This window comes from Leclercia sp. G3L, assembly GCF_021117075.1.
Lineage (GTDB): Bacteria > Pseudomonadota > Gammaproteobacteria > Enterobacterales > Enterobacteriaceae > Enterobacter > Enterobacter adecarboxylatus_C.
The window spans coordinates 2,960,940-2,986,373 of sequence record NZ_CP088265.1 but is presented as its reverse complement, the minus strand read 5'-3'; the positions used below and the strand labels follow the sequence as shown (position 1 = coordinate 2,986,373).

General features: G+C 47.9%; 22 protein-coding genes and 1 pseudogene. 11 read left to right on the top strand and 12 right to left on the bottom strand.

Annotated features, from left to right (window positions below; genetic code table 11):
• Positions 1–25: 25 nt before the first annotated feature.
• The 4 genes from LRS40_RS15635 to LRS40_RS15620 all read right to left on the bottom strand — a co-directional run bounded on the left by LRS40_RS15635 (position 26) and on the right by LRS40_RS15620 (position 3,644).
• On the bottom strand, positions 26–1,600 hold the full coding sequence (locus LRS40_RS15635; protein ID WP_231311998.1) for a sulfatase-like hydrolase/transferase: 1,575 nt from the start codon (positions 1,598–1,600) through the stop codon (positions 26–28).
• Positions 1,601–1,886: 286 nt separating this feature from the next.
• Positions 1,887–2,168, bottom strand: a complete 282-nt coding sequence (locus tag LRS40_RS15630; protein WP_156264106.1) for a heavy-metal-associated domain-containing protein — start codon at positions 2,166–2,168, stop codon at positions 1,887–1,889.
• A complete protein-coding gene (locus LRS40_RS15625) occupies positions 2,165–2,521 on the bottom strand; it encodes a mercuric transporter MerT family protein (protein ID WP_231311997.1) in 357 nt (118 codons plus the stop codon). Before LRS40_RS15625 ends, LRS40_RS15630 begins: the two co-directional genes overlap by 4 nt.
• Positions 2,499–3,644 (bottom strand): transglutaminase-like domain-containing protein, encoded by a 1,146-nt coding sequence (locus LRS40_RS15620; protein WP_231311996.1) that lies wholly within the window; start codon positions 3,642–3,644, stop codon positions 2,499–2,501. The genes LRS40_RS15625 and LRS40_RS15620 overlap by 23 nt, the downstream gene beginning before the upstream one ends.
• Before the next feature lie 673 nt (positions 3,645–4,317).
• Here LRS40_RS15620 and LRS40_RS15615 point away from each other — a divergent pair.
• From LRS40_RS15615 to LRS40_RS15605, 3 genes and pseudogenes are all read left to right on the top strand, one after another.
• Positions 4,318–4,503 (top strand): hypothetical protein, encoded by a 186-nt coding sequence (locus LRS40_RS15615; RefSeq protein ID WP_231311995.1) that lies wholly within the window; start codon positions 4,318–4,320, stop codon positions 4,501–4,503.
• A complete protein-coding gene (locus LRS40_RS15610) occupies positions 4,458–4,985 on the top strand; it encodes a hypothetical protein (RefSeq protein ID WP_231311994.1) in 528 nt (175 codons plus the stop codon). The genes LRS40_RS15615 and LRS40_RS15610 overlap by 46 nt, the downstream gene beginning before the upstream one ends.
• A gap of 197 nt (positions 4,986–5,182) precedes the next feature.
• Positions 5,183–5,662, top strand: a pseudogene (locus LRS40_RS15605) (Hcp family type VI secretion system effector).
• Between the two features lie 231 nt (positions 5,663–5,893).
• Here LRS40_RS15605 and LRS40_RS15600 read toward each other — a convergent pair.
• Positions 5,894–6,088 (bottom strand): hypothetical protein, encoded by a 195-nt coding sequence (locus tag LRS40_RS15600; protein WP_231311993.1) that lies wholly within the window; start codon positions 6,086–6,088, stop codon positions 5,894–5,896.
• 613 nt (positions 6,089–6,701) lie between these two features.
• Here LRS40_RS15600 and LRS40_RS15590 point away from each other — a divergent pair.
• The 4 genes from LRS40_RS15590 to LRS40_RS15575 are packed head-to-tail and all read left to right on the top strand — an operon-like array spanning position 6,702 to position 11,159.
• On the top strand, positions 6,702–7,685 hold the full coding sequence (locus tag LRS40_RS15590; RefSeq protein ID WP_231311992.1) for an autoinducer 2 ABC transporter substrate-binding protein: 984 nt from the start codon (positions 6,702–6,704) through the stop codon (positions 7,683–7,685).
• 57 nt (positions 7,686–7,742) lie between these two features.
• Positions 7,743–9,224, top strand: coding sequence for a sugar ABC transporter ATP-binding protein (locus tag LRS40_RS15585; RefSeq protein WP_231311991.1), 1,482 nt, complete (start codon positions 7,743–7,745; stop codon positions 9,222–9,224).
• Complete coding sequence (locus LRS40_RS15580; protein WP_231311990.1) at positions 9,217–10,197, top strand: ABC transporter permease; 981 nt, start codon at positions 9,217–9,219, stop codon at positions 10,195–10,197. The genes LRS40_RS15585 and LRS40_RS15580 overlap by 8 nt, the downstream gene beginning before the upstream one ends.
• Positions 10,194–11,159: an ABC transporter permease gene (locus LRS40_RS15575; RefSeq protein ID WP_231311989.1), complete on the top strand. Its 966-nt coding sequence runs from the start codon at positions 10,194–10,196 to the stop codon at positions 11,157–11,159. The genes LRS40_RS15580 and LRS40_RS15575 overlap by 4 nt, the downstream gene beginning before the upstream one ends.
• A gap of 539 nt (positions 11,160–11,698) precedes the next feature.
• Here the strand turns inward: LRS40_RS15575 and LRS40_RS15570 are convergent.
• From LRS40_RS15570 to LRS40_RS15540, 7 genes are read right to left on the bottom strand one after another with little or no spacing between them, the layout of a single operon-like run.
• Complete coding sequence (locus LRS40_RS15570; protein ID WP_032665646.1) at positions 11,699–13,570, bottom strand: DUF262 domain-containing protein; 1,872 nt, start codon at positions 13,568–13,570, stop codon at positions 11,699–11,701.
• Positions 13,571–13,627: 57 nt separating this feature from the next.
• Entirely contained in the window at positions 13,628–14,137 is a 510-nt protein-coding gene (locus LRS40_RS15565; protein ID WP_231311988.1) for a hypothetical protein, read from the bottom strand.
• A gap of 51 nt (positions 14,138–14,188) precedes the next feature.
• Positions 14,189–14,944 carry a M48 family metallopeptidase gene (locus LRS40_RS15560; protein ID WP_097466141.1) on the bottom strand — a complete coding sequence of 252 codons (756 nt, stop codon included), beginning with the start codon at positions 14,942–14,944 and terminating at the stop codon, positions 14,189–14,191.
• The gene (locus LRS40_RS15555) at positions 14,941–18,225 is read right to left on the bottom strand and encodes a type I restriction endonuclease subunit R (RefSeq protein WP_231311987.1); all 3,285 of its coding nucleotides are present in this window, start codon (positions 18,223–18,225) and stop codon (positions 14,941–14,943) included. Before LRS40_RS15555 ends, LRS40_RS15560 begins: the two co-directional genes overlap by 4 nt.
• A 52-nt stretch (positions 18,226–18,277) precedes the next feature.
• Positions 18,278–18,961: a YecA family protein gene (locus tag LRS40_RS15550; protein WP_231311986.1), complete on the bottom strand. Its 684-nt coding sequence runs from the start codon at positions 18,959–18,961 to the stop codon at positions 18,278–18,280.
• Positions 18,958–20,178 carry a restriction endonuclease subunit S gene (locus tag LRS40_RS15545; RefSeq protein WP_231311985.1) on the bottom strand — a complete coding sequence of 407 codons (1,221 nt, stop codon included), beginning with the start codon at positions 20,176–20,178 and terminating at the stop codon, positions 18,958–18,960. The genes LRS40_RS15550 and LRS40_RS15545 overlap by 4 nt, the downstream gene beginning before the upstream one ends.
• Positions 20,168–21,691 (bottom strand): type I restriction-modification system subunit M, encoded by a 1,524-nt coding sequence (locus tag LRS40_RS15540; protein WP_231311984.1) that lies wholly within the window; start codon positions 21,689–21,691, stop codon positions 20,168–20,170. The genes LRS40_RS15545 and LRS40_RS15540 overlap by 11 nt, the downstream gene beginning before the upstream one ends.
• A 330-nt stretch (positions 21,692–22,021) precedes the next feature.
• Here LRS40_RS15540 and LRS40_RS15535 point away from each other — a divergent pair, with 330 nt between their 5' ends.
• The 4 genes from LRS40_RS15535 (at position 22,022) to LRS40_RS15520 (ending at position 25,378) form a co-directional block, all read left to right on the top strand.
• Positions 22,022–23,149: a hypothetical protein gene (locus LRS40_RS15535; protein WP_231311983.1), complete on the top strand. Its 1,128-nt coding sequence runs from the start codon at positions 22,022–22,024 to the stop codon at positions 23,147–23,149.
• Positions 23,150–23,297: 148 nt separating this feature from the next.
• Positions 23,298–24,419: a site-specific integrase gene (locus tag LRS40_RS15530; RefSeq protein WP_231311982.1), complete on the top strand. Its 1,122-nt coding sequence runs from the start codon at positions 23,298–23,300 to the stop codon at positions 24,417–24,419.
• Between the two features lie 136 nt (positions 24,420–24,555).
• Entirely contained in the window at positions 24,556–24,744 is a 189-nt protein-coding gene (locus LRS40_RS15525; protein WP_164530105.1) for an AlpA family transcriptional regulator, read from the top strand.
• Positions 24,745–24,775: 31 nt separating this feature from the next.
• Positions 24,776–25,378: a hypothetical protein gene (locus LRS40_RS15520; protein WP_231311981.1), complete on the top strand. Its 603-nt coding sequence runs from the start codon at positions 24,776–24,778 to the stop codon at positions 25,376–25,378.
• Positions 25,379–25,434 lie beyond the last annotated feature (56 nt).

Here is a 25,434-nt window from a genome sequence, read left to right as displayed (position 1 = left end):
GCCAGTCAGCTCTCCCTGACTGGCGTCACTCGTGGAGATCGTCAGGAAGCTGCGCGTACGCCACTTTCTGCTGCTTAAAGTTGGTCACCGAGGGGGAGCCCACATCCTGCTCCGAGACAAAGGGGTATTTCGGGCTTAACTCTTTGGCCTCGATCCCGGTCCAGACGGAGAAGAAATCGAGAAAATCGTTGGCAGAGCGGCGGGCTTTAATCAGGCGATGCTCTTTGTCGTCACTCGACATGATCATAAAGGGCACCTGATAGTTTTGCTGGAAGGCATCACCATGCCCCATATACTGGCCCCCGGTCAGACGGGATTTATAGGTCAGACCGTGATCGGAGAAATAGACCATCGAGAAGCTGTCGCCGGTATTTTGTAGCTGCTGATAAAGCTGTTTTAACAGGGTGTCGGTCTGGGTGATGCTGTAGATGTAGCAGGAGGTCTCTTTCGACTGTACAAATTCGGTATATTTTCCCTGGGTGCGCTCGCAGGCCTGGGGATGCGAGCCCATTAAATGCAGGACGATCAGCTGCGTTTGGCTGTGGCGGGTAGAGAGCACCTGCTGCGTCATCTGCAATAGGGCTTCATCCCGGGGATTATTTTCATCTTCATAATACCCTTTGCGCAAAAACTGCACGTTATTCGCACGCTTCGCAATACTGGCGACAGCGGTATCGTTTTCCCCAATTTGTCCCTGATTGGAGAACCACCAGGTCTGGAATCCGGCGCGGTTTGCCAGCGTGACGAAGTTATTCTGATACTCCGGATTCCCCCCGTTCACCCGGGTCATGGACAGGCCCAGTGAGGTTTGGGTGGAGGCGCTGGAGGAGACAAAATCCGTGAACAAAGTGCCGTTAACCGTGCTGGCAAAGGGGGTGTTATTCCACTGCCCGCCAAAAGCCCCCAGGGCATCCCGACGCGCACTTTCACCGATCACCACCACGTAGTTGTGGTAGCGGGGCTTCACCGCCAGCACGGTCCAGTTGTCCTTCATTTTAGCCAGCTCCAGCATGTGTGCTTTTTCCTGCACCACCTCGTGGTTGTTGATCGCCACGTCCTTCACGAAGCGGAACACCGGATAGCCCACATCCAGCAGGGTAAAGCTTCCCCAGTGGACCAGGTTTTTCATCGGCGTCATAAAGAAACAGGCGACGCTGAAGGCCAGACAGAGCATATCCACGCGGCGCCACGCCATATGCGGCGTAATTTTACGCCGTAGCGCTACCCCGCCTAGTGCCAGAATAATTAATGAAACAAGATAGCTGTGCCAGGGGAATATCGTCAGGATCTCAACGGATTCAGTCACGTTGGTGGAGTGTAGCGCCAGCAACGTATTAAAATTCGGCGCGCCATAGGCCTGTTGAAACGGGAAGTACATTGCCGCCAGCAGGCTGCACAGGGCAATAAACCCTTTCTGCACGCGCGGCGCGATCCGCCAGAGAACAAATAATACGCAGCTAAAGGCCACCGAATAGATCAGGCTGAAAGAATACCCAAACGAATAATTAATCAGCACGGACTGGAGAAAATAAAAAGCTGTCCATGGATTAAGCGTAATATCGCGCATCCAGAGGGTATATTTACTCGCGGTTATATTCATATTGACCGTAATCCACAATAAGCCGCAGCAAAATGCTGGCGCCAAGGATCAAAAAAAACCGCCGGAAAGGCGATCTAGGGATAAAAATGGAGCATTTTAGGGAGAAACTTATCCAAAGATAGAGCGCGGGGATGGGAAAATCAACGTTTTGTCATCTCATCTTCAGCAAATTGAAGCAATATCATCATAATTTATTAATAATTGTGTGGTAGCGCGTCTTTCTCACAATTTAAGAAAGACGCAAAGGCGATAATATGAATTAAACCATCATCAATTATTATTAGTTTTACGGTTTTTCAATGCGGTTCACGGTTGCCGTATAGCCGGTTTTTGCCACCGCCTGTAATAACGTCTCCGTCGGGAATCCCTCCGGGACGATGACGTCAGTTTGCCGCGTCTTCAACGACGCTTTCGCTTTTACCACCCCTTCCGTTTCACGCAGGGCTTGGTTGACCGAAATCACGCACAGCGAGCAGGTCATGCCCTGCACATCCAGCACCACTTTTTCATTTGCAGCCTGCGCGCACAGGGGCAGTAACAGACTCGCGGTTATCAGCAGTCGTTTCATTCCATCACCTCATAATACCAGGCCACCACCGTGGGGTAGAACAGTACCAGCAACAGTACCGGCAGCGAGAGCCAGAACAGCAGACGCATTTGCCCCAGCGTCATCCGCCCGGTACACCACGGCCGCGTTGAAAAATAGAGCCGCCAGAACACCCGCAGCATCAGTGCTGACGAGAGCAGGATCATCGGCACCCGCAGGAAATCAAGCTGGCTGAGGCCGGCAAAACCGGCGGCCGAGATACCAAACAGCAGATAGAGCAGCGGCCCGACGCAGCACAGCCCGGCGGTGACGGCCGCCGCGGCCGCCGTCAGCAGGGTCAGCCCTGCACCCTTAGCGTTGTTCTGTTGAGACATAGTGGTACGTAAACACCTTTGGATCGTAAAAATTGAGTGGGTCGCCGTCCACCTCGGCATAAGGGTAGCCAAAGTTATTCACCGCGCCCTGCTCCGTCGCCGGGTACAGCTCGAAATCGCGCCCGTAGTTGAAGCCCACCCAGTTCATCTCCCAGTTGCCAAACAGGTACGTATTCACCGCCTGCACATCGGGATCCTGATGGGCTTTTTTCTCCGCCAGACGCATTTTGGTGACGTCCGCCGGATCGCACGGCAGCCAGCCGTATCCCGCCAGATAAAATTCCGCCCGGCAGTGCTGCCCGCCGCTGACGTCGGAGACGCCCGCGCTGTCGGCCTTGCCGAAGGCGCTGGCGGAGTAACGCTCCAGTTTATTGGCCCGGCCCAGGCGGATGCCGAACAGCTCCCGCGCCGGAATGCCGCTGGCCCGCGCCAGGGCGACAAACACCGAGCTGATGTCGGTGCATTTGCCGCTGAGCTTGCCGCTTTGCAAAATGGTGGCCACATCGCCGGTGCCACAGCCAATCACGTCGTTATCGCGCTCCATATGGCTGCTGACCCACTCGTAGATGAGACGCGCTTTCTTCAGCGGATCGGTTTCGCCGGCGGTGATTTTTTGCGCCGTTTCGCGCACCAGTCCATCAACCGGGGTATGGGTTGTCGGCAGCAGGTACGGCTTCACCGCCAGCGGATAGACGATCTGTTCCGGTGCCTGCCAGTGTTTCAGAGCCTCATGCTTCAGCGGCTCCCAGTCTGCCGTTTCGATCTCCAGATCGAGCTGGAGCAGCAGATCGCCGTCGGATTTTGGCCAGGTCGCGAACAGCGTTTTAGCCCCATAGGCGTTGTTGGTGGTGATATACGCCTGCTGGTAGTTACCGCTGAACGTCAGGCCGGTCATCTGCTGAAAGGCGGTATCCACCGGTAACGGGATCCAGAGTTTGACTGTCCCGCTGGAGCCCTGCGGCGGTGCCAGTTTATAGGTTTGTGACAGGACAAAACGACGGCGCATCACCGGCGCGGCGAGCGGAGCGCTGTTTTGCGCCACCGTCTGGCTGGCAACGACCGGGCCTACTAAGCCTACGGCAGAAAGAAGAACGCTGGATTTAAGAAATTGTCGACGCTGCATGGCTATCTGTCCCTTGTAAATGAATGTTCATCACAGCAGACAGGGGCTGGCGCGGAGTGATAGAGATGATTCATCAATAACAGACCTGTTAACTGTGAATAAAAGATTAAGCGCCGTTATTAGGCGGCATTCTGGCGGGGTTGTACAGGCATGAAGGCAAAAAACTACAATAACCGCAACATAAGGTAATGGAGTCAACACTTTTGAGTAAATACTTACTCATTACGTTATTGCGGTTAAAATGCCTGTCTCCAAACAAGGCGAATCACGGCAATGAAACTCAACTATGTGAGAAAGAAAACAGGTACGCGGACGACGATCGTCATCCCTGAACCACTTTGCCAACTCTGGTTGGTCACCACACCGACCGATGGGATAGTCGTCGCTTCGCTCCTCTAAGTTAACTCCTCCGGCTTTTCGCCGGAGGCATAGTATATGCAGTATGAACAATAGCGAAAAGACACTTTTCGCGTACTGCTTCTATGCCAACTGATTGCTGGGTTAAAAGACTGGCTTAGATACCCCTCAAATACGCTCATATGCTGCCCGTCAGGCGCAACAAGTTTTCTGTTAAACAGAAGCAAGCAAAGTTGTTTGTTTTCCATACCGTTGCTCAGTTGAGCATTGCATGATAAAACCATGAGGAAGGGATGGTTTTGCCGAGGGAGAAGGAATGGGAAATATCACAGAAATGAATAGCATTAAGGAAATAGTTGAACGTTTAGCCGACATAATGATAAATCCAAACTCAGCTATCGGTTTTGCAGAGGGGGCTTTATCTGTCCCTCTGGATTTTGGTTATCTGGTTGGGGGGTGTTTGATACCGATTCTCGCTATCACCGTGAAACAGAACGAATAAGACTACTTGCTGCTGTTCGGCGAGGGTTCCTAAATTATGAAAAATTAAAAGAGGCTATCGCTTTAGCGCTTACAGAATTTGAAAAGCGCCTGACCAAAAAGAAAAAGGATGGGGCCTATAGCAAAACAGTATTTTCACTTATCGGGCGAGCCTCTGCCAATTCATATATTACTACAAAAATAACAGCAGCCATTATTGAGCGAGTGACCTTCTTCGTAAAAATGCGGAATAGTATTTTTTTAGGAAACTTGTTACTCCTTGGTGGAATGGCGGAACGCAGCATAAGAACATCGCAACAACTTGCTATTAATAATCCTGAAATATACGAAGTTTTACGTCCTTGCGATTATGATTTATTATATTTCCTTTTTGAGTCGTCAATTACTCCATTTGCTCAGGCTTTGCAAGTGCGACGTGAGTCAGGAGAGTCGGCGTTTGATCATTTGATTGATTTGGCGAATAAAAAAATAAATGGATATTAAAAGAATCGTTGATAGCGTGGTCGGATGGCTTGCGGATATGGTTTCGTGGGTTATTACCTGCCTTTGCATATTCTATCTTTCTTATTTTGATTCATGGTCTGTAACATTGTTTTTCATAGTCATTACAATTATAACTGGGCTGCTATTAGCAAAACTAGCAGACCGCTTTTATAAATTTAAAGACAAGGAATAAAAAAATGTCAAACCCTGCTTATTTATGGTTAACTGACGAAAACGGCTCACCAATTATAGGCTCCTGTTTAATCCCTGGGAGACTGGGAGCCATTGAGATAAAAGCACTTACGCATAATATGAATATTCCGTCATGCCCAAATACTGGGCGTTTAACGGGAACGCGTATTCATACCCCGATGATAATGCAAAAAGAGTTTGATAAGACTACACCTTAACTCTATCGAGCAATTAGTCAGAATATGACATTGAAATCAGCAACGTTAAAAATGTATCGAGTTCTTGATTCTGGAATGGAAACAGAATATTTCAATATTATTCTTGAAAATATAAAGGTTGTATCAATTACTCCTAATTTGTACCCGGGCAATCAAACAGGCACACACACGGAGTCAATCGAGATTCAATATGAAAAAATCACACGGAAGCATTGCGACGGCAATATCGTGTTTACTGATGCATGGAATCACCGCGCAGTAGCATAAGGGGCTTGATGCTCAGTCGAACGCAAGCCTATTTTTTGAACAGGCTTATGCTATCGCAATAGGGTGTCGTTACTTACCCGTTTAGGTTAAAAAGCGCTCCTGACACACAATAATTCCCGTTTCCCAAACCGACCCCTACATAGTCGGTCGCGGGGGACGGGAAGGTCATTTATCCCTCCAGCTTAAAATCGTAATCCCAATCAGGAAGGGCTGCAACCCTACCGGCAGCGTTCAGGAACGCCAGTCCGTTTGATAGCGACGTCGGCTGCTCCAGGCCAAACTCAAAAAATAATCTGGCCATGTCCGGCCAAGCCAGAAACCACCGCCCACCTCTTTAGCGCGCTCAACGAATATCCTCCTGCCCAGCGCAATGTAGTCTCGTTGTTCGCCGCGATAGATGATGTTGTAGTTGCCGTCTTTGCCCATAGTCCCCCTCCTTTAAAATTAATACTGTATATATACAGATCTTTGCTGAAGGCGGCCCGTCAACCGAAGCGGCGCATAAAAAAGCCCGCTGGTGTGGGCTAGATGGTTCAGAGACTGATTTTTACCGCGAAGACTTTCACCAGATCCGAACCAAAGTGCTTATGTGTGATGGTTTTTATCTCGAACCCGTCATACGGCATCACCAGACAGCGTGAGGCATCATCTTTGCGGGGATACCCTCGCGTGATGATAAGGCGTTCATAGTCGCGCCCGAAAAGCCTGCGGCCCCTCGCCCTCTCCTCGCAGGGGCGAGGGGATCGTCTGTGCTATGTATTTAATTCATCGACAAATATTTGTGATACATCTCCCAAAATAGAGTATTGGCATAATAGTCCATGCTATAAGCTGGTAACTCCATAACATTATAAATATGAAAACCCTACTGTTAATTCTTTAAGGGCCGGATTTAAAAATATATTCCCCATTTCCTGACCAGAGATATACAGCATGAGGGAATGATTATTCTCACCTAATATTAAAAATGAACACCGCTATCTCTAACAACAAATCCAGATAGTCATTTTAATTTTTTACCACCCTACAGAGGTATGAGATGAGTAAAATAAGCTTAACAAAATTATTGTCTGCGAGCTTGCTCGGGTTGATGGTTTTCTCAACCTCTGCAATGGCGAAAGAAATTGAAGTGGTTAATATCTCAAAAATAGATGGCATGCCCTGGTTTAATCGCATGGGTGAAGGGGTCACTAAAGCGGGAAGCGACCTCGGGATTAAAGCTTCTCAGGTGGGGCCATCCAGTACCGATGCGCCACAACAGGTAAAAATCATTGAGGACTTAATCGCTAAAAAAGTTTCCGCGATCGGTATCGTGCCTAATGACGCCGATGTTCTCGAGCCGGTATTTAAAAAGGCGCGTGAGGCGGGCATCGTGGTATTAACCAATGAATCCCCGGGGCAACCCAGCGCCAACTGGGATGTGGAAATTATCGATAACCAGAAATTTGCCGCCGACAACGTTGAAGAGATGGCGAAAGCCATTGGCGGTAAAGGGGGCTATGTCATCTATGTTGGCAGCCTGACCGTGCCGCAGCATAACCTGTGGGCGGATCTGTTCGTGAAATACCAGAAAGAGCATTACCCGGAAATGCATGAAGTCACCAACCGGATGCCGGTGGCTGAAAACATCGACGACGCCCGCCGCACCACCATCGATCTGATGAAAGCCCATCCCGACATGAAAGGGATTGTCTCATTTGGTTCTCAGGGGCCTATCGGTGCGGGCCGCGCGGTGAAAGAGAAACGAGCGAAAGGCAAAGTCTTTGTCTACGGCATGATGATCCCATCCCAGGCCGCCTCGCTGATTAAAAGCGGCGATATTGCCATGGGGATCACCTACGATCCGGCTTCTGCGGGTTATGCCATCACCGCCATCGCCGACAAGGTCCTGAAAGGGGAAGAGATTACCCAGGGTCTGGAGATCCCCAACCTCGGTAAAGCGGACGTCGATAGCGATAAACGCATTATCAAGTTCCACAAAGTCCTGCGCGTCACCAAAGAGAATATTGATAGCCTGTATTAATCGGTTGAACCCGCACGCCCTGTCAGGGCGTGCGGCATGAGCCCCTGAGAGGTAGATATGGCGCCCTTTATTTCACTGGGTAAGATCAGCAAAACCTTCTACGGTGTGAAAGCGCTGGATAACATCAACCTGACGCTGGTTCCCGGAGAAGTTCACTGTCTGGCCGGGCAGAACGGTTGCGGTAAATCGACGCTGATTAAAATCATCTCCGGCGTCTATAAACCCGATCCCGGTTTTGAGCTCGCCATCGAGGGTAAACCTTACGCCCATCTTTCACCCATCGACTCCGTTAAAGCCGGAATTCAGGTTATCTATCAGGATCTCTCCTTATTCCCCAATTTAACCGTTGCGGAAAATATCGGTATTCACCAGCACCACCACCATCTGCTGGTCAACAAGCGCGAGATCCGCCGTATCGCAGCGCTGACGATGAAGAGTATCGATGCGAAATTAGATCTGGATGCCAACGTGGACTCCCTGCCCATCGCCCAACGTCAGCTCGTGGCCATCTGCCGGGCGCTGGCCCAGGAAGCCAGGCTAATCATTATGGATGAACCCACCGCCTCGCTGACCATCCAGGAGGTAAAGGGGCTGCTGCGGGTGATCGGCGACCTGAAGAAAAGAAATATCTGCGTGGTTTTTGTCAGCCACCGGCTGGATGAGGTGCTGGAAATCTCCGACCGTATCAGCGTACTGAAAAACGGCAGCCTGATCGGCACCTTCCCCGCCAGCGAGATCAATAATAAAAAACTGGCGTTCCTGATGACCGGCAAAGAGTTCTCGTATGCGGTGCTGCCGCCGATTGAGAAAATTGGCGAGGTGGCGCTAAAGGTTAATAACCTCACCAAAGCTCAGCAATATAAAGATATCTCTTTTCAGATCCATCAGGGGGAGATCCTCGCCATAACCGGGCTGCTGGGTGCCGGGCGCACGGAGCTCTGCCTCAGCCTGTTCGGTCTCACAAAACCCGATTCCGGTGAGATAGTACTGGAGGGCAAAGTGGTTCATTTCGCCAGCAACCGGGATGCGGTGAAAGCCGGAATTGGCTATGTCCCGGAGGACCGGATGAGCACCGGCCTGGTGATGGATCAGTCGATCAATGACAATATTATTTCGACCATACTGAAGCGGCTAAAAACGCCCTTCAGGCTGTTGGAAAGGTCTAAATCGGACCGCATCGTCGCGGAACTCGTCGAGCAGCTGAGCATAAAAATTGGCAGCGTGGATCTGCCCGTTAACACCCTCTCCGGCGGCAATGCCCAGCGCGTGGCGATTGCCAAATGGCTGGCCATCAACCCTAAAGTACTGATCCTTGACTCGCCCACCGTCGGCGTCGACATTGCCAATAAAGCCGGGATCTACCAGATCATCTCAGCCCTGTCACGCAAGGGGATCGCGGTGCTGATGATCACCGATGAGATCGACGAAGCCTTCTTTAACAGCCATCGGATTTTAGTGATGCGCAAGGGCGAGATCGTCGCGGAGATCCTCCCGGAAAAGACCACAGAGGCCGCGCTGGCAGAGGTCGTCAATGGTTAAGAAAATCGGGGTGAAAACCCATGAGCTGTTCCTCGGGCTGACCATTATTTTGATTGGCGGCTATCTGTCGTTTGCCAGCGCCGATTTTATGACCCTCGGCAATATCTACGACCTGATCAACAACTACGCCATGTTAACCATCCTGGCCTGCGGCCTGTTCATCGTCCTGATCTCTGGCGGGATCCATATCTCATTCCCGGCCATGACCATCATCTCCCAGTACGTTATGGTCACCCTGATACAGGGCACCAGCGGCAACTTTGCCCTGGCGTTTGCGCTGTCAGGCGGGCTGGGTTTACTGCTCGGCCTGGTCAACGCCACGCTGGTTAACCGGCTAAAGGTGCCCTCCATCATCATTACCATTTCAACCCTCAATATTTTTTACGGCCTGCTGCTGTACCTGACCAAAGGAGTCTGGCTGTACAGCTATCCGGAGTGGTTTGAACAGGGGGTGATACTGTTTAAATTCACCGCTGCCGATGGCTACGATTACGGTTTAAGCCTGCCAATCCTTACCCTGCTGCTAGTGGTGGCGTTAACCGGCTTTATCATGAACAAAACCAGCATTGGCCGGATGATTTACACCATGGGCGGCAACCGCGAAGCGGCCTCCCGGATGGGATTCGGCATCTTTAAAATGCAGCTGTTTGTTTACGGCTATATGGGGCTGATGTCCGGCGTGGCCGGCGTGGTCCAGTCCGCGACCGTCTTAACCGTCGCCCCCGACTCCCTGCTGGGCTATGAGCTGACGGTGCTCGCGGCGGTGGTGTTAGGCGGAACCAGTATTGTCGGCGGGCGCGGGACCTTACTCGGCACCCTGTTGGGGGTGATTTTACTGGCCGTGATACAAAACGGCCTCAATCTGACAGGGGTCTCCTCTTACTGGCATACGGTCGTTACCGGTGTGGTGATCGTCACCAGCATCAGCATGACGGCATGGAGTCAGCGCAAAGGTCAGGGAGTAGTAGCATGAACGCCAGAAAAACCCAGGATCGCGTTGAGATTTACCTGAGTGTGTTAATCGCCGTCGTCGTGATTGCGTTTAGCTGCCTTATCCCCTCTGTCTTCTGGTCGTCAGCCAACTTCCAGTCTGTCGCCTCGCAGATGCCGATCCTCGGGGTACTGGCGTTAGCCATGGCGGTCACCATCCTTACCGGTGGGATCAATCTGTCCATCATCGCCACCATGAACGCCTGTGGGCTGGTGATGGCCTGGGTCGCCACGCATTATCCCCCGACCCTGAGCAGTATGCTGCTGGTGCTGGCTGCCGGAATGGCCATGGCTATCGTGATTGGATCGGTTATTGGATTTTTGGTTGCTGTGGTGCGGGTCTCGCCCATTCTGGCGACGCTCGGGATCATGACCCTGCTGAAGGGGATAAATATTCTGATCTCTAAAGGCTCGTCGATCTCGAACTTCCCCGACACCATTCTGGCGATTAACAGCACCAATATCCTCGGCATCCCGCTGCCGTTACTGGTGTTTCTGGCTGTGGTGGCGGTGCTGTGGGTGATCCTCGAAAAATCCGCCTTTGGGCGCACGATCTACCTCATCGGCTCGAATGAACAGGCGACCCACTACGCCGGGATCAACACCCGTAAGACCCTTATCTGGGTTTATATACTTTCATCGGTACTGTGCGTGATTGCCGCGCTGCTGATGATGTCCAAGCTCAACTCGGCCAAGGCCTCTTACGGTGAATCTTATCTGCTGGTATCGATTCTGGCGGCGGTGCTGGGCGGGGTAAACCCCGACGGCGGCTTCGGCAAGGTCTTTGGCATGGTGATGGCGCTGATCCTGCTGCAGATGCTGGAGAGTGGTCTGAACATTCTTGGGGTGAGTAGCTATATCACCATGGCCCTGTGGGGCGGCCTGCTGCTGGCGTTTATTTTCCTGAAGGGGGCTAATTTGTCGCGCCTTTTCAGCCGATCCTGATCGTCAGAGGAGCTAATCGGAAAGCGGTCACCCATCGCGAAATGATGTCAGATAAGCCAAATTTCAGGCACAAAAAAACCACCTTTCGGTGGTTTCACGACACTGCTTATTGCTTTGATTATTCTTTGCTTTCCCATGGTAGCCGGAGTGGGACTTGAACCCACACAGCGCGAACGCCGAGGGATTTTAAATTCTACGTAGGATCAATGAGTTACATAGCAGTGCATTGCGAAACTTTGCTGACGTTGAATGGTCGTCATTGCAACCACTGGCAGAAAATGGATAGCCGTAGATTGCGTTGAGCACAGAAACAGCACAGGGTAATCGTCTACCTGGTCCTGTAAAGGAGGTTGTTGCCACACAAGCTAAAGCGCTTGACCTGCCCCCAGTATTCGGTACAACTGTCAGTTAGTAATATCTGTTCTGTGAACCGCTCTCTGAATGTGATCCATTCATAATCAGCGCTACCTTTAGAGGTTGAATACCCAGCCCCTGGTAAACATAACGTTCCAGGGGGTACTTTGCGATGAAGGATATTTTTACAGCGTAAATTCGTTTCCGGGTCCAGTGCCCAGGTTATTTACTATATAAGCATCTATTCTCTGATCATTAAATCGCCAGCAGTCAATGGCAAGATCCATCAGCAGGCGTTGCCTTGCTGTGATGCTTTCCGCGGACCAGTCTTGATATTCATAACCATATTTCAGCTTAAAGCGATTTAATGCAGTGTTATCACCAATTGAGTACTGGGAATGGAGTAATCGAGTCATGATGATTTCAGAGTTTAAATATTCTGTTTGTTTTTTCAAAAACCAGTCTTCACTCAAATCATTGCAGTTATTGACGGACTGGTTAATTGTACCCTCTAATAATGTTACATTACCAATCTTGTAGAGATAACTTGTTCGATTTGCATCAGAGAACTCCCCGTTTTCAGGGGCGTTTCGTACCGTCTGAGGAAGAATATGCTCAATTTGCATCTGCTGAATAGCCTGCTGGCTCTTTTCCGGAAAACCGCAAAGATGGCGGATATGATTCTCTAATCTACCCAATACATAACGTTGGCGATACTGAGGCGTAAAATTATAGTCATTAATAATTGAGAATCGTTCTTTAAATTCATCTAAACGCTCCACAACAAAAGGTATAAGTGTTGCTGAAACAACATTTGCAACCTCTGCTTTCGTTTTCACATCCCGAAGCTTTACAGCCCATTGAGTAAAGCGTTGCTCATATGTCTTCGATTGAATAGCCATTGTATTTGTAAAGAATAAAAAGCTCTCAAGTTGAGCACCTAAGAAATCCATTACATCATCAGAACAACTAATGTCCAATGCCATTAGTAAAACCAAATGCTGACGTGAGCGATATTTATTAATATATCCAATGTTACTTACGTTTGGAAAACGGATATTTTCACGCCAGTAGGCTGCTTCATTTGTTGCATTGACCAGGTTAGCGTATCGTTCTGATAATTTTTCCAATTCTTTGACGAGGACCATAGGGCGGGTCTTATACTGCAACGACAGTTCCCCCTCAGCTGAAATGATCCATTTATATATATCATCTTCACGCAAAATCCCGTGATGATATCGTGCCATCAGAAAGTAACGTAAAAAACGAAGCGGGTTATCACTTTCGCCGCAAGACTCAAGGTTATTAGTGATGGATTTCCATGTTGTCTTTATTGCCGAAAACTGTTCTTCTTTTATCTGACTGAAAATCAAATTCTTAACAAGATCCATAGCATTAAGGCTGGCACCACGCTGATTGATCGTTTCGAAGATCTTTAATGCGCTACTTAAGTTCTCTGATTCAATGACAACCAGCTCAACTTTTGTTAAAAAAAAGCGAGCGAAGGAGATTAATCCATTCAAGCTATCTTGCAATTGGTATTTAAGATAATCACGAATGTGATCATACGCGTCAGCCATTTTTTTTACTGAAGCTGTTTCCGCAAAGGTATTGGTTTGCCCTTCAATTAACCGCGAAATAAATCCTCGACTTTCTTCATATTGAAGATCTAGTCTAATTAGATTTTCCTCACTATTAATATCATAACTAGAGAGCCATTCCTCAATAGTTTTCAGATATTCCAGCCCTTTTTTGTCAAGTGTATCCAATCTATCTTTTAATAGATCCCGTAAGGCACACATAGTGATGACAATAGTGGTCAACCGCTGCTGTCCGTCAATAACATCATGCTTTTCCCCATTCTTTACGATAATAACAGAACCGAGAAAATAACCATTTTGATCTTTCTGCTCTGGTTGGTATTCATTGTCTAAATCCATGATAAACTGTTCAACCTGATCATCAACCTTCCATACATACTCACGTTGATAATCGGGAACTAAAAAATAATAATCGCTTAATTTTGATATATTTTTTACATCGGCTTCTATTTTCATTTTATATCCTTACATAGCTGGATGAACACCACAGATCATACTGATCCCAGATCCAATTCACAAACGAACAGGAGAGTAGATCCCTTCTACATTACAGCTATCTCCGTCATCAAAAATCAACTCTCCTGCACTATAACCATCCATGGATAAAATAGCCTTTTCATTGAGAGCCAGACTAAGGCACATTGATGTTTTTATCATATTATCTGTACCATAAACCTCATACCAGTTATCTTCTTTTTTAGAAACCTCTACCTCATACTTTCCTGAGTCAATATTAACCATGCTAAATACATTATCTACATCACATGAATCCTTGCTATCTGTAAAAATTATTTTTTTATCATAGCCATCAACCCTGAGATATGCGTCTTCAGAATAAGCATAAACATAACAATATTTAGTATTAACAAAAGAATCCTTCCCAGTAATTTGATATAAATTACTATCTTTTCTTGTGACATTTATTTCCCACGTATTGGCATGAACATAACCTGGAGCCAAAAACAGGGTTAATAAGAACGGTCCAATCTTGGCTTTAAAGTTTCTAACAATTTTGAAAAACATAAAACCCCTTCTTATATAGTTCTGTAATATTTTAATTTAGCTGGGCTCTTACTACATATCAGCCAACAACATCCCAGCCATGCCATCCAGCCGTTTCTTGACCTTTTCCCACCCAGGCATAACCTGCCCCATCAGGCGGTAAAACTCTTCACTGTGGTTGTGCTCAGCAACATGGCATAACTCATGTAGCAAAACATAATCGATACATTCTGAGGATGCCTTAACCAGCCATGGATTCAGGGTCAGACAGCCTTTTGCTGAACAGTTGCCCCATTGCGTTTGCATCGCCCGCAGACGTATCGGAGGACGCTCACTGACCCAAAGGGTCTGGGGTATCAATAAATCAAGCCTGCGTTGAAATACATCTCTGGCACGTTCCCGATACCATTCGGCCAGCAACGCTTTTACCTTTTCTGCCGATTTGTGTCTGACAGTCACTTCCAGACGCCCACGCAACATTTTCACTCGTTGCGGTACAGTAGCGTCTTCTGTAACTTTCAACTGATATTGCTTACCGAGATAATAATGGCTTTCTCCGCTGACATACTGACGCGGAACAATGTGTGTCTGTTGCTCCCTGAAATCACGCAGTTGCTGGTATATCCAGCGACTTCTTTTTTTCAGCGCAGACAACAGCTCGTGCTCCGGTGTTTCTGGAGGTACAGAGACAATAACCCGGCAGTCCGGATGCACCTTGATGAGCACCCTGCCCTTTACGACCTGACGCGGAACACACTGTACGACGATGACCTCATCACCATAGACAATGCGTAACGCTTTCATTGATGGCGATTCTTTTTCACTCATGATTTCATCAAACCAACGCGCAGTATCTGGATGATAGTTTCCACAATACGGTTTACCTGGTTCATTCCGGCCCCTATTTCCCGGCAGGCCGTAAACAGCAGCGGTAAGAGATTTGTCTTGACTGCTTTCTCGATATCCTGAGGGTTCAGGGAGTTTTCTGCCACTGCTTTGACGATGATATTGTCCACTTCAAAAGCCAGCTTCGTCCACTTCTCCTGCACCTGAACGTCGTTGACCGCAAAAACCTCAGGCAGCTCTTTTTTAAATACGCCGTAATATGCCTGAGCATGTTTGTTTACCGCTAGTGCATCCGGGATATCACTGAGCTTACGGGCTTCAACCTGCTCTTCAAACTCACGGAATAAGAGGTACTGCTTCAGTGGATGGTCGAACAGTTTTTCAGCCTCTTCGATTGCCATACGCAGGAGTCTGGAAAAGGCCTCCTGAGCATACGGGTCATCACGCAGCTCCTGCTCAATCATCTTCGTCACACGGGTTTTAATGATGTCGGTTTCATTGCGGGTTTTATTGTTATCCCACTCTTCGGGTTTTTCGCTCTTGCCCATTTTACCGACTTCATACACGCCATCCGGTTCACGAACCTCAACGCCAGTGACATGCTTATCCAGCAGTTTTTTCACCTGCTCGGCGTAGTCGTCATAATTGACCTGCTCTCCACTTACCTGCATTGCCCACTGGCGAAGGCTGGACATCTGTTTTACGGTTTCTTTATAGAGATTTCGGTCTTGTTCCGTAAAGCTCTTGTCGGTGAAGAAGGTAGCGGACTGCAGTGCCACTTTCAGGCATCCGGCAAAGGCCGTTAACGCCTCGAAGAAATCATCACGGGTTTTCTGATGGATATCGACCATCTCTCCGTCACGTTCTTCCATTTTAGGCACCAGTACCGCACGTAACTGCTCAGTATCATTTTTGTTTTTAACACCGGCAAATATGGCCCACAGCTGGTTATACAGATGCGGTAGACGCTTGTATTCAGAGCTCATGGCGCTGTACAGCCCGTCAATATCTTTGATGTCGTATCCGCCCTGAGTTCGGGAGGCGAGGTCCTGATATTTGCCGATAGTCGTGTCCAGTTCAGCCAGAATGCCGCGATAATCTATCAGCAGGCCAAACTTTTTCAGTGGATGCAGTCGGTTTACCCGGGCAATCGCCTGGATAAGGTTATGGGATTTAAGCGGCTTGTCGATATACAGCACGGTATTTTTCGGTTCATCAAACCCGGTGAGAAGTTTATCAACAACAATCAGCAATTTGAGCTTATCATCGGTATCGAAACGACTGATGATATTGCGGGTATACGCGGACTCATCCTGCGTGCCGACATTATCCTTCCACCATTTCGTCACTTCCGGCAGTTTGCTTTCATCCACTTCGGTATTCCCTTCCCTGGTATCCGGCGGGCTGATAACTACTGCTGACTCAAACAACCCGGCTTCATCAAGATACTTTTTATATTTGATGGCGGAAATCTTGCTGTCGCAGGCAAGCTGGCCTTTCAGCCCCTCATCAATATTCTTCGAGAAGTGTGTGGCGATATCGAGTGCGATCAGCCGGATGCGGTCATCTGCACTGTAAACCTCACCCTTTCGGGCATATTTACGCTTAAGATCGGCTCTTTGCGCTTCGCTTAATCCATCGGTAATACGGTCAAACCAGGCATCTATTGCCCGGTCGTTTACCTCAAGATCAGGAATACGTTCCTCATAGAGCAGAGGCGTCACGGCCTGATCTTCTACCGCCCGCTGCATGGTATAAGCGTGGACAATCGGCCCGAATTTATTGGTGGTCTTATCTTCTTTCAGCAATGGCGTACCGGTAAACGCAACAAAGGCGGCGTTCGGCAGAGCCAGTTTCATACGAACATGGTTCTCACCCCCCTGGCTACGGTGTCCTTCATCAATCAGAACGATGATGTCGGGGCTGGTATTGACGCATTCAGGCAATTTTGTCGCTGAGTTAAATTTCTGGATAAGGGTGAAGATAATGCGTTCTTTACCAGAGCCAATCTGCTGTGCCAGTTTCTGGCCAGAGGTCGCCATTGCTTTGGCCTTATCATCCTTTCCGGCCAGTTCGCCACCAGAAGCGAAAGTGCCGCTGAGCTGCCCTTCAAGATCGACACGGTCCGTCACCACCACAATGCGACACTGCTTCAGGCTGTCATGAAGAATCAGCGCCTTACTGAGGAACACCATGGTGTACGATTTACCGGACCCCGTGGTATGCCAGATCACACCACCTTCTCTGCCCCCGTCCGGTCTGCGAGTGCTTATGCGTTCCAACAGCCTTTTAATCCCGAACACCTGCTGATAGCGGGCGACAATTTTCCCGGTCTTTTTATCAAACAGGGTGAAAAAGCGGGTCATCTCCAGCAGACGTTCCGGTGAAAGCAGGCTGATGAGCAGCTTATCCTGCCCGCTGACGGCCAGTTCACCAGCAGCTATTAACTGTTGGTACCAGTCGAGATCGGCTGAAGGACGATGATCAAACAACGCATGAATTTGTTCAGTCGATAACTTATGGTTGCGCAGCGCATACATCTGCGCGTAAGTAATATCTTCTTCGCGCCATGCCGCCCAGAATTTCATTGGTGTATGACAGGTACCGTAGCGCCCGTCATGCCCGTTAATCGACAGTAATATCTGGCTGTAAGCAAACAGCTGCGGGATTTCGTCGTTGAGCTGATTGCGGATACTCTGGGATATCCCTTCGTCAATGGTTGGCCCTTTCTTGCCGTGACCCGCCGGGCTTTTCGCTTCAATGACGGCCAGCGGGATACCATTCACAAAACACACAATATCCGGTCTGCGGGTTTCGACACCGCCTGACCGCAATACCGTAAACTCTTCAGTAAAGTGGAACTGGTTATTTTCCGGATGTTCCCAGTCAATCAGCGCAATGGTGGGGTTCACCTTCTTGCCGTCGATAAATTCCGTGACGGCGATTCCATAAAGCAGGTGGTTATACATCCGCTCATTGGCTTTCAGCAGCCCTTCATTCAGCGCCGGAGAACAGACCTGCGATATCAGGTTATCCAGTGCCTTTTCCGATAACTGGCAAGTTTTACCGCCCGCCATAAAGGAACGCTTCGACAACGCCTCACGCAGAACCGGACGCAGCACCACCTCATCCTGTTTATAGCCCCTGTAATCCATAATTTTTTTCGGGGATAAAAACGTCCAGCCAAGGCTGGTCAGTAACGTCAGTGCCGGGATTTTGGCGCTGTATTCTTCCTGGAATTTTGGCGTGTACGTCTGGTTCATCATTAATCCTTTTCTTTCTGGCGCTACTCGCTACTGGTCACATGAAGATTCATCAATGCAGACAGCACTTCTTAAATTTTTTACCGCTGCCACACGGACACGGGTCATTTCGCCCGGGCATGTTTTCTGCCCCCTTCACTGGAACAGGCCGGGATGATGCCTCTGACATTCTCACTGACAACCAGTACTGATAAAGCGCCAGTGCAGCAGGCTGAATAAGGGAGATACTTTTCTCAAACTGCTCTCCGGTCATTTTCTCAAGTACAGGAAAATTCTTCTCCACGCCATGAAGAGCGATCGCTTCCAGAGAAGGCCGTAACTCACCGGGAAGACCAGACCAGTCATCCAGTGACTTTCCTTTCATATAACCAAAACACCACTCTTCCACAATGGTATATTTTTCCCCCTTTACCTCACGCTCATTGAAAATCGGCTCAAACAGTTCAGGGGCGTCATAAAGGCAACCAGCGATATCGTTCATATGCTGAAAACACAGACTGACAAAACGCTCCATCTCTCTCTCAGATGACCATTTCGGATGATAATCGCCTCCTCCCCAAATAGCACTCAGCCAGATATTGGGTGAAACCATATTTGGACCTGATAAAATCGCCGTCAGCAATCCATCCAGCTCAGAGAAACAGAGTACAGAATCATCCATTCCATACTTCATTAATATTTCTTCCAGCCAGTCGATTTCCCGGTCAGTCAGTGGACCGCTTTTCGTCAGTTTCATACGGCAACCGCCTCATCCACTTTCACCCGACGTTTCCCGGTCAGCAGTTGCTGCATCAAGGCTTTCTTCTCGTCTTTCAGGCAGGCGAGCTTTTTCTCCAGTGTGGAGATTTCGGTGTCGGCAGCGGACAGAACTGATGCGATTTTTTGTTGCTCTTCAAAGCCAGGAACCGCAACTTTTAATGAAAAGAAGTCCGAAGGTTTTACATTTAGCAAGCCATGAGCCCGTCCACCTTCATGAGCAATTTGAGACAAACTGTTATTCAAAAGCCCTGACTCAAAATAATGCTCCCAATAGTCACCACATGATTTTTTGGGTGTAGTAAGTTCAAAACATATATACAGAGTTGTTACTACTCCCTCTGGATATCGATTTAATCTTTTTATTGCACCCATCGGATAACCATTAGAGTAACTTTTATTGTAAGCAAACTGCCCTTTTTTTAATAAGAAATAACCATCAAGGGTATCTGATGCGACTGTTTTCTTGAAAAAGTCTTCCTGTTTAATCAAACCATGTTGTCCAGAAATGGTTACAACATTGTTGCTTTTTCCATTGTTTTTAGTCGTAACTCTCTGAAATAATTTCGATAAGGCATATAATTTCCAAGTTTCAGAAAACCTTGCCCCATTCTCATCCAGTAAGCGCTTCTTTCCAGTAAGCAATTGCTGCATTAGGGCTTTTTTCTGCTGCTGACTGTTGGCTAGAATCTTTTCCGTCACCGAAATCGCCTTATCCCAGGTTGATAGGATTTGGGCTATTTTCTTTTGTTCAGCAACAGGCGGGGTAAGCACAAATTGATTATCAATGTCTTTTTTTTGAACATGTAATAATGTTGATTTGAAACCATGAGCCTGCGCTTCAATTTTTTGAGTTATATGCAATAAAGCTAAATACAGCCAGTGTCCATGAACATTTTCATTTGCAAATACCTTGTAGATATGCTGATTCAAAACACCTTTTGGCCCATTCCAAATGAAAGGACCGAAGGATACACCTTTTGTACCTGCCCAGGAAAATAGTAACTGCCCTGGTTCAACCAACCATTTATCCTGAGGAACACCTGAAAAATAGTTATAATTATCGCTTCCATTCAAATTTTGAATTCGAATGATAGGGAGACCTTGTGTATCCCACTCATGTGGCTTGAAACTATTACCATTTTGTAACTTACAAATATCTGACACTTGGAGAAGCGTCCACCCCTTAGGCACCATAACCCAACTCCTTCAGATAACCCGCCATCTCAACTTCCAGCTTCGCCAGTTCCACCTTCAGTTGCTCACGCTCTACTCGCACCGCCACCAGGTCAATCTCATCCTCTTCTTCAAAGGTATCGACATAGCGCGGAATATTGAGGTTGTAATCGTTGTCCTGAATTTCCTTCAGGCTGGCAAGATAGGCGTATTTCTCGACGTTATCGCCATCACGGTAGGTCTTGACGATTTTCTTAATGTTTTCTTCGCTAAGCTGGTTCTGGTTTTTACCTGCCTTGAATTCACGGCTGGCATCGATAAACAGCACCTTGTCATCAACTTTCTGCTTTTTGAAAATCAGAATCGCAGCTGGAATTCCCGTACCATAGAACAGTTTTTCAGGCAGACCAATCACCGCATCCAGCAGATTTTCATCAATCAGTTTCTGGCGAATTTTGCCTTCGCTGGAGCCACGGAACAGCACACCGTGTGGTACCACCACGCCCATCCGACCCGTTCCCGGTTTCAGGGTTTCTATCATATGCGAGATAAAGGCGTAATCTCCTTTAGTCTTCGGCGGTACACCGCGACGGAAACGACCAAACTTATCGTTTTCAGCCTCATCATGGCCCCACTTGTCCAGGCTGAACGGTGGGTTTGCGGTCACGATATCAAACAGCATCAGGTCGCCATTTTTATCGAGCAGCTTCGGGTTACGAATGGTATCGCCCCACTCGATTTTGTGGTTATCTTCGCCGTGAAGGAACATATTCATTTTCGCTAGCGACCATGTAGATCCAATCGCTTCCTGACCGAACAAGGCATAGTTACGGCTGTCATGCCCGGAGACAATTTTACGTCCGCACTTCATCAACAACGAACCGGAACCACAGGCCGGATCGCAGATGGTATCTCCGGGCTGCGGATCGAGCAGTTCAGCAATCAGGTCTGAGACTTCCGGCGGGGTATAGAATTCCCCCGCTTTCTGCCCACCGCTGGCGGCAAAGTTTTTAATCAGATATTCGTAAGCATTACCGATGACATCCAGCGTACCTACACGACTCGGCTTCAAGTTAAGATCTTCACCCGCAAAGTCTTCCAGCAGCTGGCGCAGGATGGTGTTCTTCTGTTTTTCTTCACCTAGGCGATCGGTGTTAAACGAAATATCCTGGAACACGCTTTTCCCGGCGTCTTTCAGTTTGGTGCCATTAACTTCTTCAATCGCATGCAGAGCCTGGTCGATACGCTCACCGTTACCCGGTTCATGACGACGTTCATACAGCGCATAGAAACTGGCGCTTTTCGGCAATACGAAACGTTCATTCGCCATCATGGCTTCAATGAGTTCTGGTGCATCACCATACTGTTTTTTATATTCATCGTAATGATCCTGCCAGACATCCGAAATGTACTTGAGGAACAGCATAGTAAGGAGAAAATCCTGGTACGTACCAGCATTGATGGTGCCACGGAAGGTATCACACGCGGCCCACAGGGCTCTGTTGATTGTATCCTGACTGATTTTGTCGTTCATGAGTCATCCTGGTATGAAGAAAAGCTAGCGATGCAGGGCTTTGCATCGTAAAAAATTGTGGTAAATGATACCTCAAGAAACACCCCTGGACACACCTGAATCACAGTATCTTTACGGGAATTGTCAACCTGATACCGACAGATGACTTACGGATGCCCTTATACTTACAAGCTTGTAAATTCTAATGATATTAGCAGGATAGACTCAATGTAAGCTATGGTGTAAAACTGCCGTTGGGGTAAATACCCTACTCATGCTCTTGTAATCAAAGCATTACCTTGCAAACCTCCATCAGTAAAGGGTATCAGCCCTAAATAAACGAGGCACATTATGTTTGAAAACTATCTTGAACACCCTAAACGAGAACAAAAAAACGCTAACCTTCTCGCTAAATATCAGAATGACATTGATAAATTATCCGATATTTTCACTGAGGATGATTTACTACACCTGATGACACAAGAACAACCGGATGGAACGCGTAAGATGCGCCCGTCATTATCCTCTATCGAGATATTCTCGCCATCCGCATTAATGTCCAATCAGATTAATTTTTTTCAGCATACCGATTACCTTGAGAAATGGTGTGCGCTACAACGCAAGGAGTTCGAGACATTGGCTATTAATATCTATGGCCGTAAATCGATTAAACAAAATAAAATCCCAGCTAAAACCCTAAAGGAAATTGACGAATTCCTGGAGATATTTATTGATAAGGCATCCAAAGACCCGACACATCCGATTCTCACATTACTAAATATTCTTGATACACTTGCGGATGAAAATACATATCAAAATAACAAACCCTACATCCGGAATGGTAAGTTTTCAATATCCATTCATAATACAGCACTCAAAATTGCCCACAGAAGAATCATAACCTATATCAAATCATCGGATTTCACTAATTCACTCCCGAAAGTTTCAAATCTGGAAGCCCAGGACACCGCCCTCCTTTTCTTTGCAAGATTTTGTGATGAATTTTATTTTCACTTTTTATTGCAAATATTAGACAAGATGAAAAACTCCGGGCTTATCAAAGATAATTACCTCAACCACCCCGCCATGTTTCAATTGATTACTCTTGCAATGTTACCCCATGAGGTCATGCAACACTTTATTAATGAAAAAGACGATGCAATTACATTAACCAGCCCCGACCGATTTGTTATTGATGAAACCATTCCCCGCAACAAAGAAAACATGACAGGAATACAAAAAAACATAAACCAGATTTTACACAAGACCTATATTTACATTGCACTACTTTTATTTCCCAAATGGAAACCCACAGCCAAAGAAATCATCCTTTTCCTTGAAGGTAAGAGTAAAACTGTTAAGGGATTGTTAGATCTAAAATCGACAGCACTGGGACTAAGTTCACAGATTAACGATGTAGGCCGTCTCAGCAAAGAGGAATATGTCATCCGATTACTATCACTTGCTCAGACTAAATGAACCCATAGCGTCACAATCCACAGAGAATGGCCTCTGTAGATAAAAAGCTCAGTTTTAAATTGAAATGATGAACTGTGAAAACGTCAACTCGTAATTAGCTCACCTGACATCGTATTTTTTCCTGGCAAACATTCACAGGAGAACTACGATGTCCATTATTGATCTGCGTTTCAGCACTAAATCACTTCAGCAACTGCCGCATCCGACGACTGGTTGTCAGGAATACCGTGATATTCACTGCCCCCATCTGAGGGCGCTGGTCTATCCCAATCAAATCACGCTGGCGTTTCGGGCGACCATCAACAATCAGCGCATTTATGAAACACTGGGCTCTTTTCCACTTCTCGGTGTGGAAGATGCCCGCCTGCACACCATGATTCTTCTTGGCAATAAAAAACGCCTTGCCATACAATCCCGCCGATATACCGTCGAACAGGCTATCAACGACTTGTGGCTACCTGACATGCGGTTATATAAAAAAAGCCCACAGTCTGAGCTCTCAAAACTCAATCGCTATATCCGCCCCTTCTGGGGACAGCGTCACCTGCGCGATATTACTGCCGGTGAAATCGAAAAATTCGCGGCTGACCTGCGTTCAACATTACGCCCGGCAACCATAAACCGCCTTCTGGCACTGCTCTCAAAGATATGCTCTCTGGCTGTACGTGCTGAATGGATAAATCATTCTCCGATGACCCACGTTCGTTATCTGAAAGAGAGTAACGTCCGGTATCGCACACTTTCTGCCACTGAAATTCCATTATTTATTGCTGCCGCTGAAGCCCTGAATACGCCCGCTGCTGATGCCATATTGCTCGCACTCTATACCGGTATGCGTATTGGTGAAGTTTGTACGCTGAAATGGGATTACTGGCATCCCGATGTACAGCAGTTACTTCTCCCGGATACGAAATCAGGGCACCCATTCACCTGTCCGCTTGCAAATCCCGCAGTGACCATTATTCAGCGACAGGCACAACTGGCACTCAGCACGACCTGGATTTTTCCTCGCCTGACCGACACCACTCGTCAGTTGAGCTATCCGCGTGAAACCTTTGCCCGTATCTGTCGGGACGCCCATATAGAAAACCTGCGCATGCATGACCTTCGCCGGACGTTTGCCACCCGTGTGCTACAGGCAACCAGCGATATCGCCATGGCTTCCCGTTTACTGAATCACCATTCACTCACTGCGACCCGCCGCTATGCATTTCATAATGCAGCGGACTCTCAGGCGGTCGTATCACAAGTTGTTGATGCATATAAATAAAAAATCTGACGGAATGAGCTGTGAGTTTTTTGGCGTGTCATCAAACTGCGCGGCTCGTATGGTTAGAGCACACCACTGCAGGGCCCGGCAGTGACTGATAAAACCCTAACGACTTTTAGCTCAGAGGAGCCCTGATATGTACATAAATAGCAAACAGCTTGCTCTCCGCTGGGGCGTTTCACCCAGCACCATTGCCAGCGATATCACCCGTAACCCGGCCAAGCTCCCTCCGTTCATCCGGCTGGGACGTGCGATCCGTTTTCCAGTGGCTGAGGTGGAAGCCTGGGAAAAGCAGCAACTCACGAACATCCAAATTCCACGTTAATCACATTAATTTCTGATAAGGCGAAGAAATCATGACAACCGCAACAACACTCAGCTCTGATTACCTGGTGAACTCAAGCGATAAGATCATCCCTGTCTCTGATGTCAGTGGCTTCAGTCTCATTGAAAACCGTCTGAACTTTATTAGTCCGGCGTGCCGCCTGCTGCACACCGAGTCTTTTGATACGAATGACGCTGCGAAAACTACGTTTAACACCTATGCCCGCATCTTCGAAAGTAACCTACCTGAAGAGGTTGTCTACAGGGGTAATAACTGCATTGCCAGACTGAAGTACGTCCACGGCATCAGCCTGTTCCAGAACGATGAGCAGGCTATCCTGATGCTCATTAACCGTTATGGTGGAACACTCGTCAATGAATCAGCGAAACCTGACACTCTTGATGAAGCATTTCAGGAGCTGGCTACCGCTCTTGATGGTCGCGCATATGAAGCGATGCGCTTCCGTTGGTTACATGCTAATTGCCTGCTTTCATCGCGACTCCTCCCAATGGTTGAAAAAACCCCCAACGGCGTCGTCATCAAAGTAAACGATAAGTTCGTATCTTTCCTGGCAACGAAGGACGAAGAACAAAAAGAACAATTGTTTACTGAAATTCGTACAGCCCTCGTCTGATTTCCCCCTTTCTTCTCGGTGCCAGTAATGGCACCGTTCACCTGAATAAGAGAACC

Bases quoted from the DNA above. Each gene is read 5' to 3' on its own strand.
- LRS40_RS15635 (WP_231311998.1), bottom strand. From the start codon at position 1,600: ATGAATATAACCGCGAGTAAATATACCCTCTGGATGCGCGATATTACG.
- LRS40_RS15630 (WP_156264106.1), bottom strand. From the start codon at position 2,168: ATGAAACGACTGCTGATAACCGCGAGTCTGTTACTGCCCCTGTGCGCG.
- LRS40_RS15625 (WP_231311997.1), bottom strand. From the start codon at position 2,521: ATGTCTCAACAGAACAACGCTAAGGGTGCAGGGCTGACCCTGCTGACG.
- LRS40_RS15620 (WP_231311996.1), bottom strand. From the start codon at position 3,644: ATGCAGCGTCGACAATTTCTTAAATCCAGCGTTCTTCTTTCTGCCGTA.
- LRS40_RS15615 (WP_231311995.1), top strand. From the start codon at position 4,318: ATGGGAAATATCACAGAAATGAATAGCATTAAGGAAATAGTTGAACGT.
- LRS40_RS15600 (WP_231311993.1), bottom strand. From the start codon at position 6,088: ATGGGCAAAGACGGCAACTACAACATCATCTATCGCGGCGAACAACGA.
- LRS40_RS15590 (WP_231311992.1), top strand. From the start codon at position 6,702: ATGAGTAAAATAAGCTTAACAAAATTATTGTCTGCGAGCTTGCTCGGG.
- LRS40_RS15585 (WP_231311991.1), top strand. From the start codon at position 7,743: ATGGCGCCCTTTATTTCACTGGGTAAGATCAGCAAAACCTTCTACGGT.
- LRS40_RS15580 (WP_231311990.1), top strand. From the start codon at position 9,217: ATGGTTAAGAAAATCGGGGTGAAAACCCATGAGCTGTTCCTCGGGCTG.
- LRS40_RS15575 (WP_231311989.1), top strand. From the start codon at position 10,194: ATGAACGCCAGAAAAACCCAGGATCGCGTTGAGATTTACCTGAGTGTG.
- LRS40_RS15570 (WP_032665646.1), bottom strand. From the start codon at position 13,570: ATGAAAATAGAAGCCGATGTAAAAAATATATCAAAATTAAGCGATTAT.
- LRS40_RS15565 (WP_231311988.1), bottom strand. From the start codon at position 14,137: ATGTTTTTCAAAATTGTTAGAAACTTTAAAGCCAAGATTGGACCGTTC.
- LRS40_RS15560 (WP_097466141.1), bottom strand. From the start codon at position 14,944: ATGAGTGAAAAAGAATCGCCATCAATGAAAGCGTTACGCATTGTCTAT.
- LRS40_RS15555 (WP_231311987.1), bottom strand. From the start codon at position 18,225: ATGAACCAGACGTACACGCCAAAATTCCAGGAAGAATACAGCGCCAAA.
- LRS40_RS15550 (WP_231311986.1), bottom strand. From the start codon at position 18,961: ATGAAACTGACGAAAAGCGGTCCACTGACTGACCGGGAAATCGACTGG.
- LRS40_RS15545 (WP_231311985.1), bottom strand. From the start codon at position 20,178: ATGGTGCCTAAGGGGTGGACGCTTCTCCAAGTGTCAGATATTTGTAAG.
- LRS40_RS15540 (WP_231311984.1), bottom strand. From the start codon at position 21,691: ATGAACGACAAAATCAGTCAGGATACAATCAACAGAGCCCTGTGGGCC.
- LRS40_RS15535 (WP_231311983.1), top strand. From the start codon at position 22,022: ATGTTTGAAAACTATCTTGAACACCCTAAACGAGAACAAAAAAACGCT.
- LRS40_RS15530 (WP_231311982.1), top strand. From the start codon at position 23,298: ATGTCCATTATTGATCTGCGTTTCAGCACTAAATCACTTCAGCAACTG.
- LRS40_RS15525 (WP_164530105.1), top strand. From the start codon at position 24,556: ATGTACATAAATAGCAAACAGCTTGCTCTCCGCTGGGGCGTTTCACCC.
- LRS40_RS15520 (WP_231311981.1), top strand. From the start codon at position 24,776: ATGACAACCGCAACAACACTCAGCTCTGATTACCTGGTGAACTCAAGC.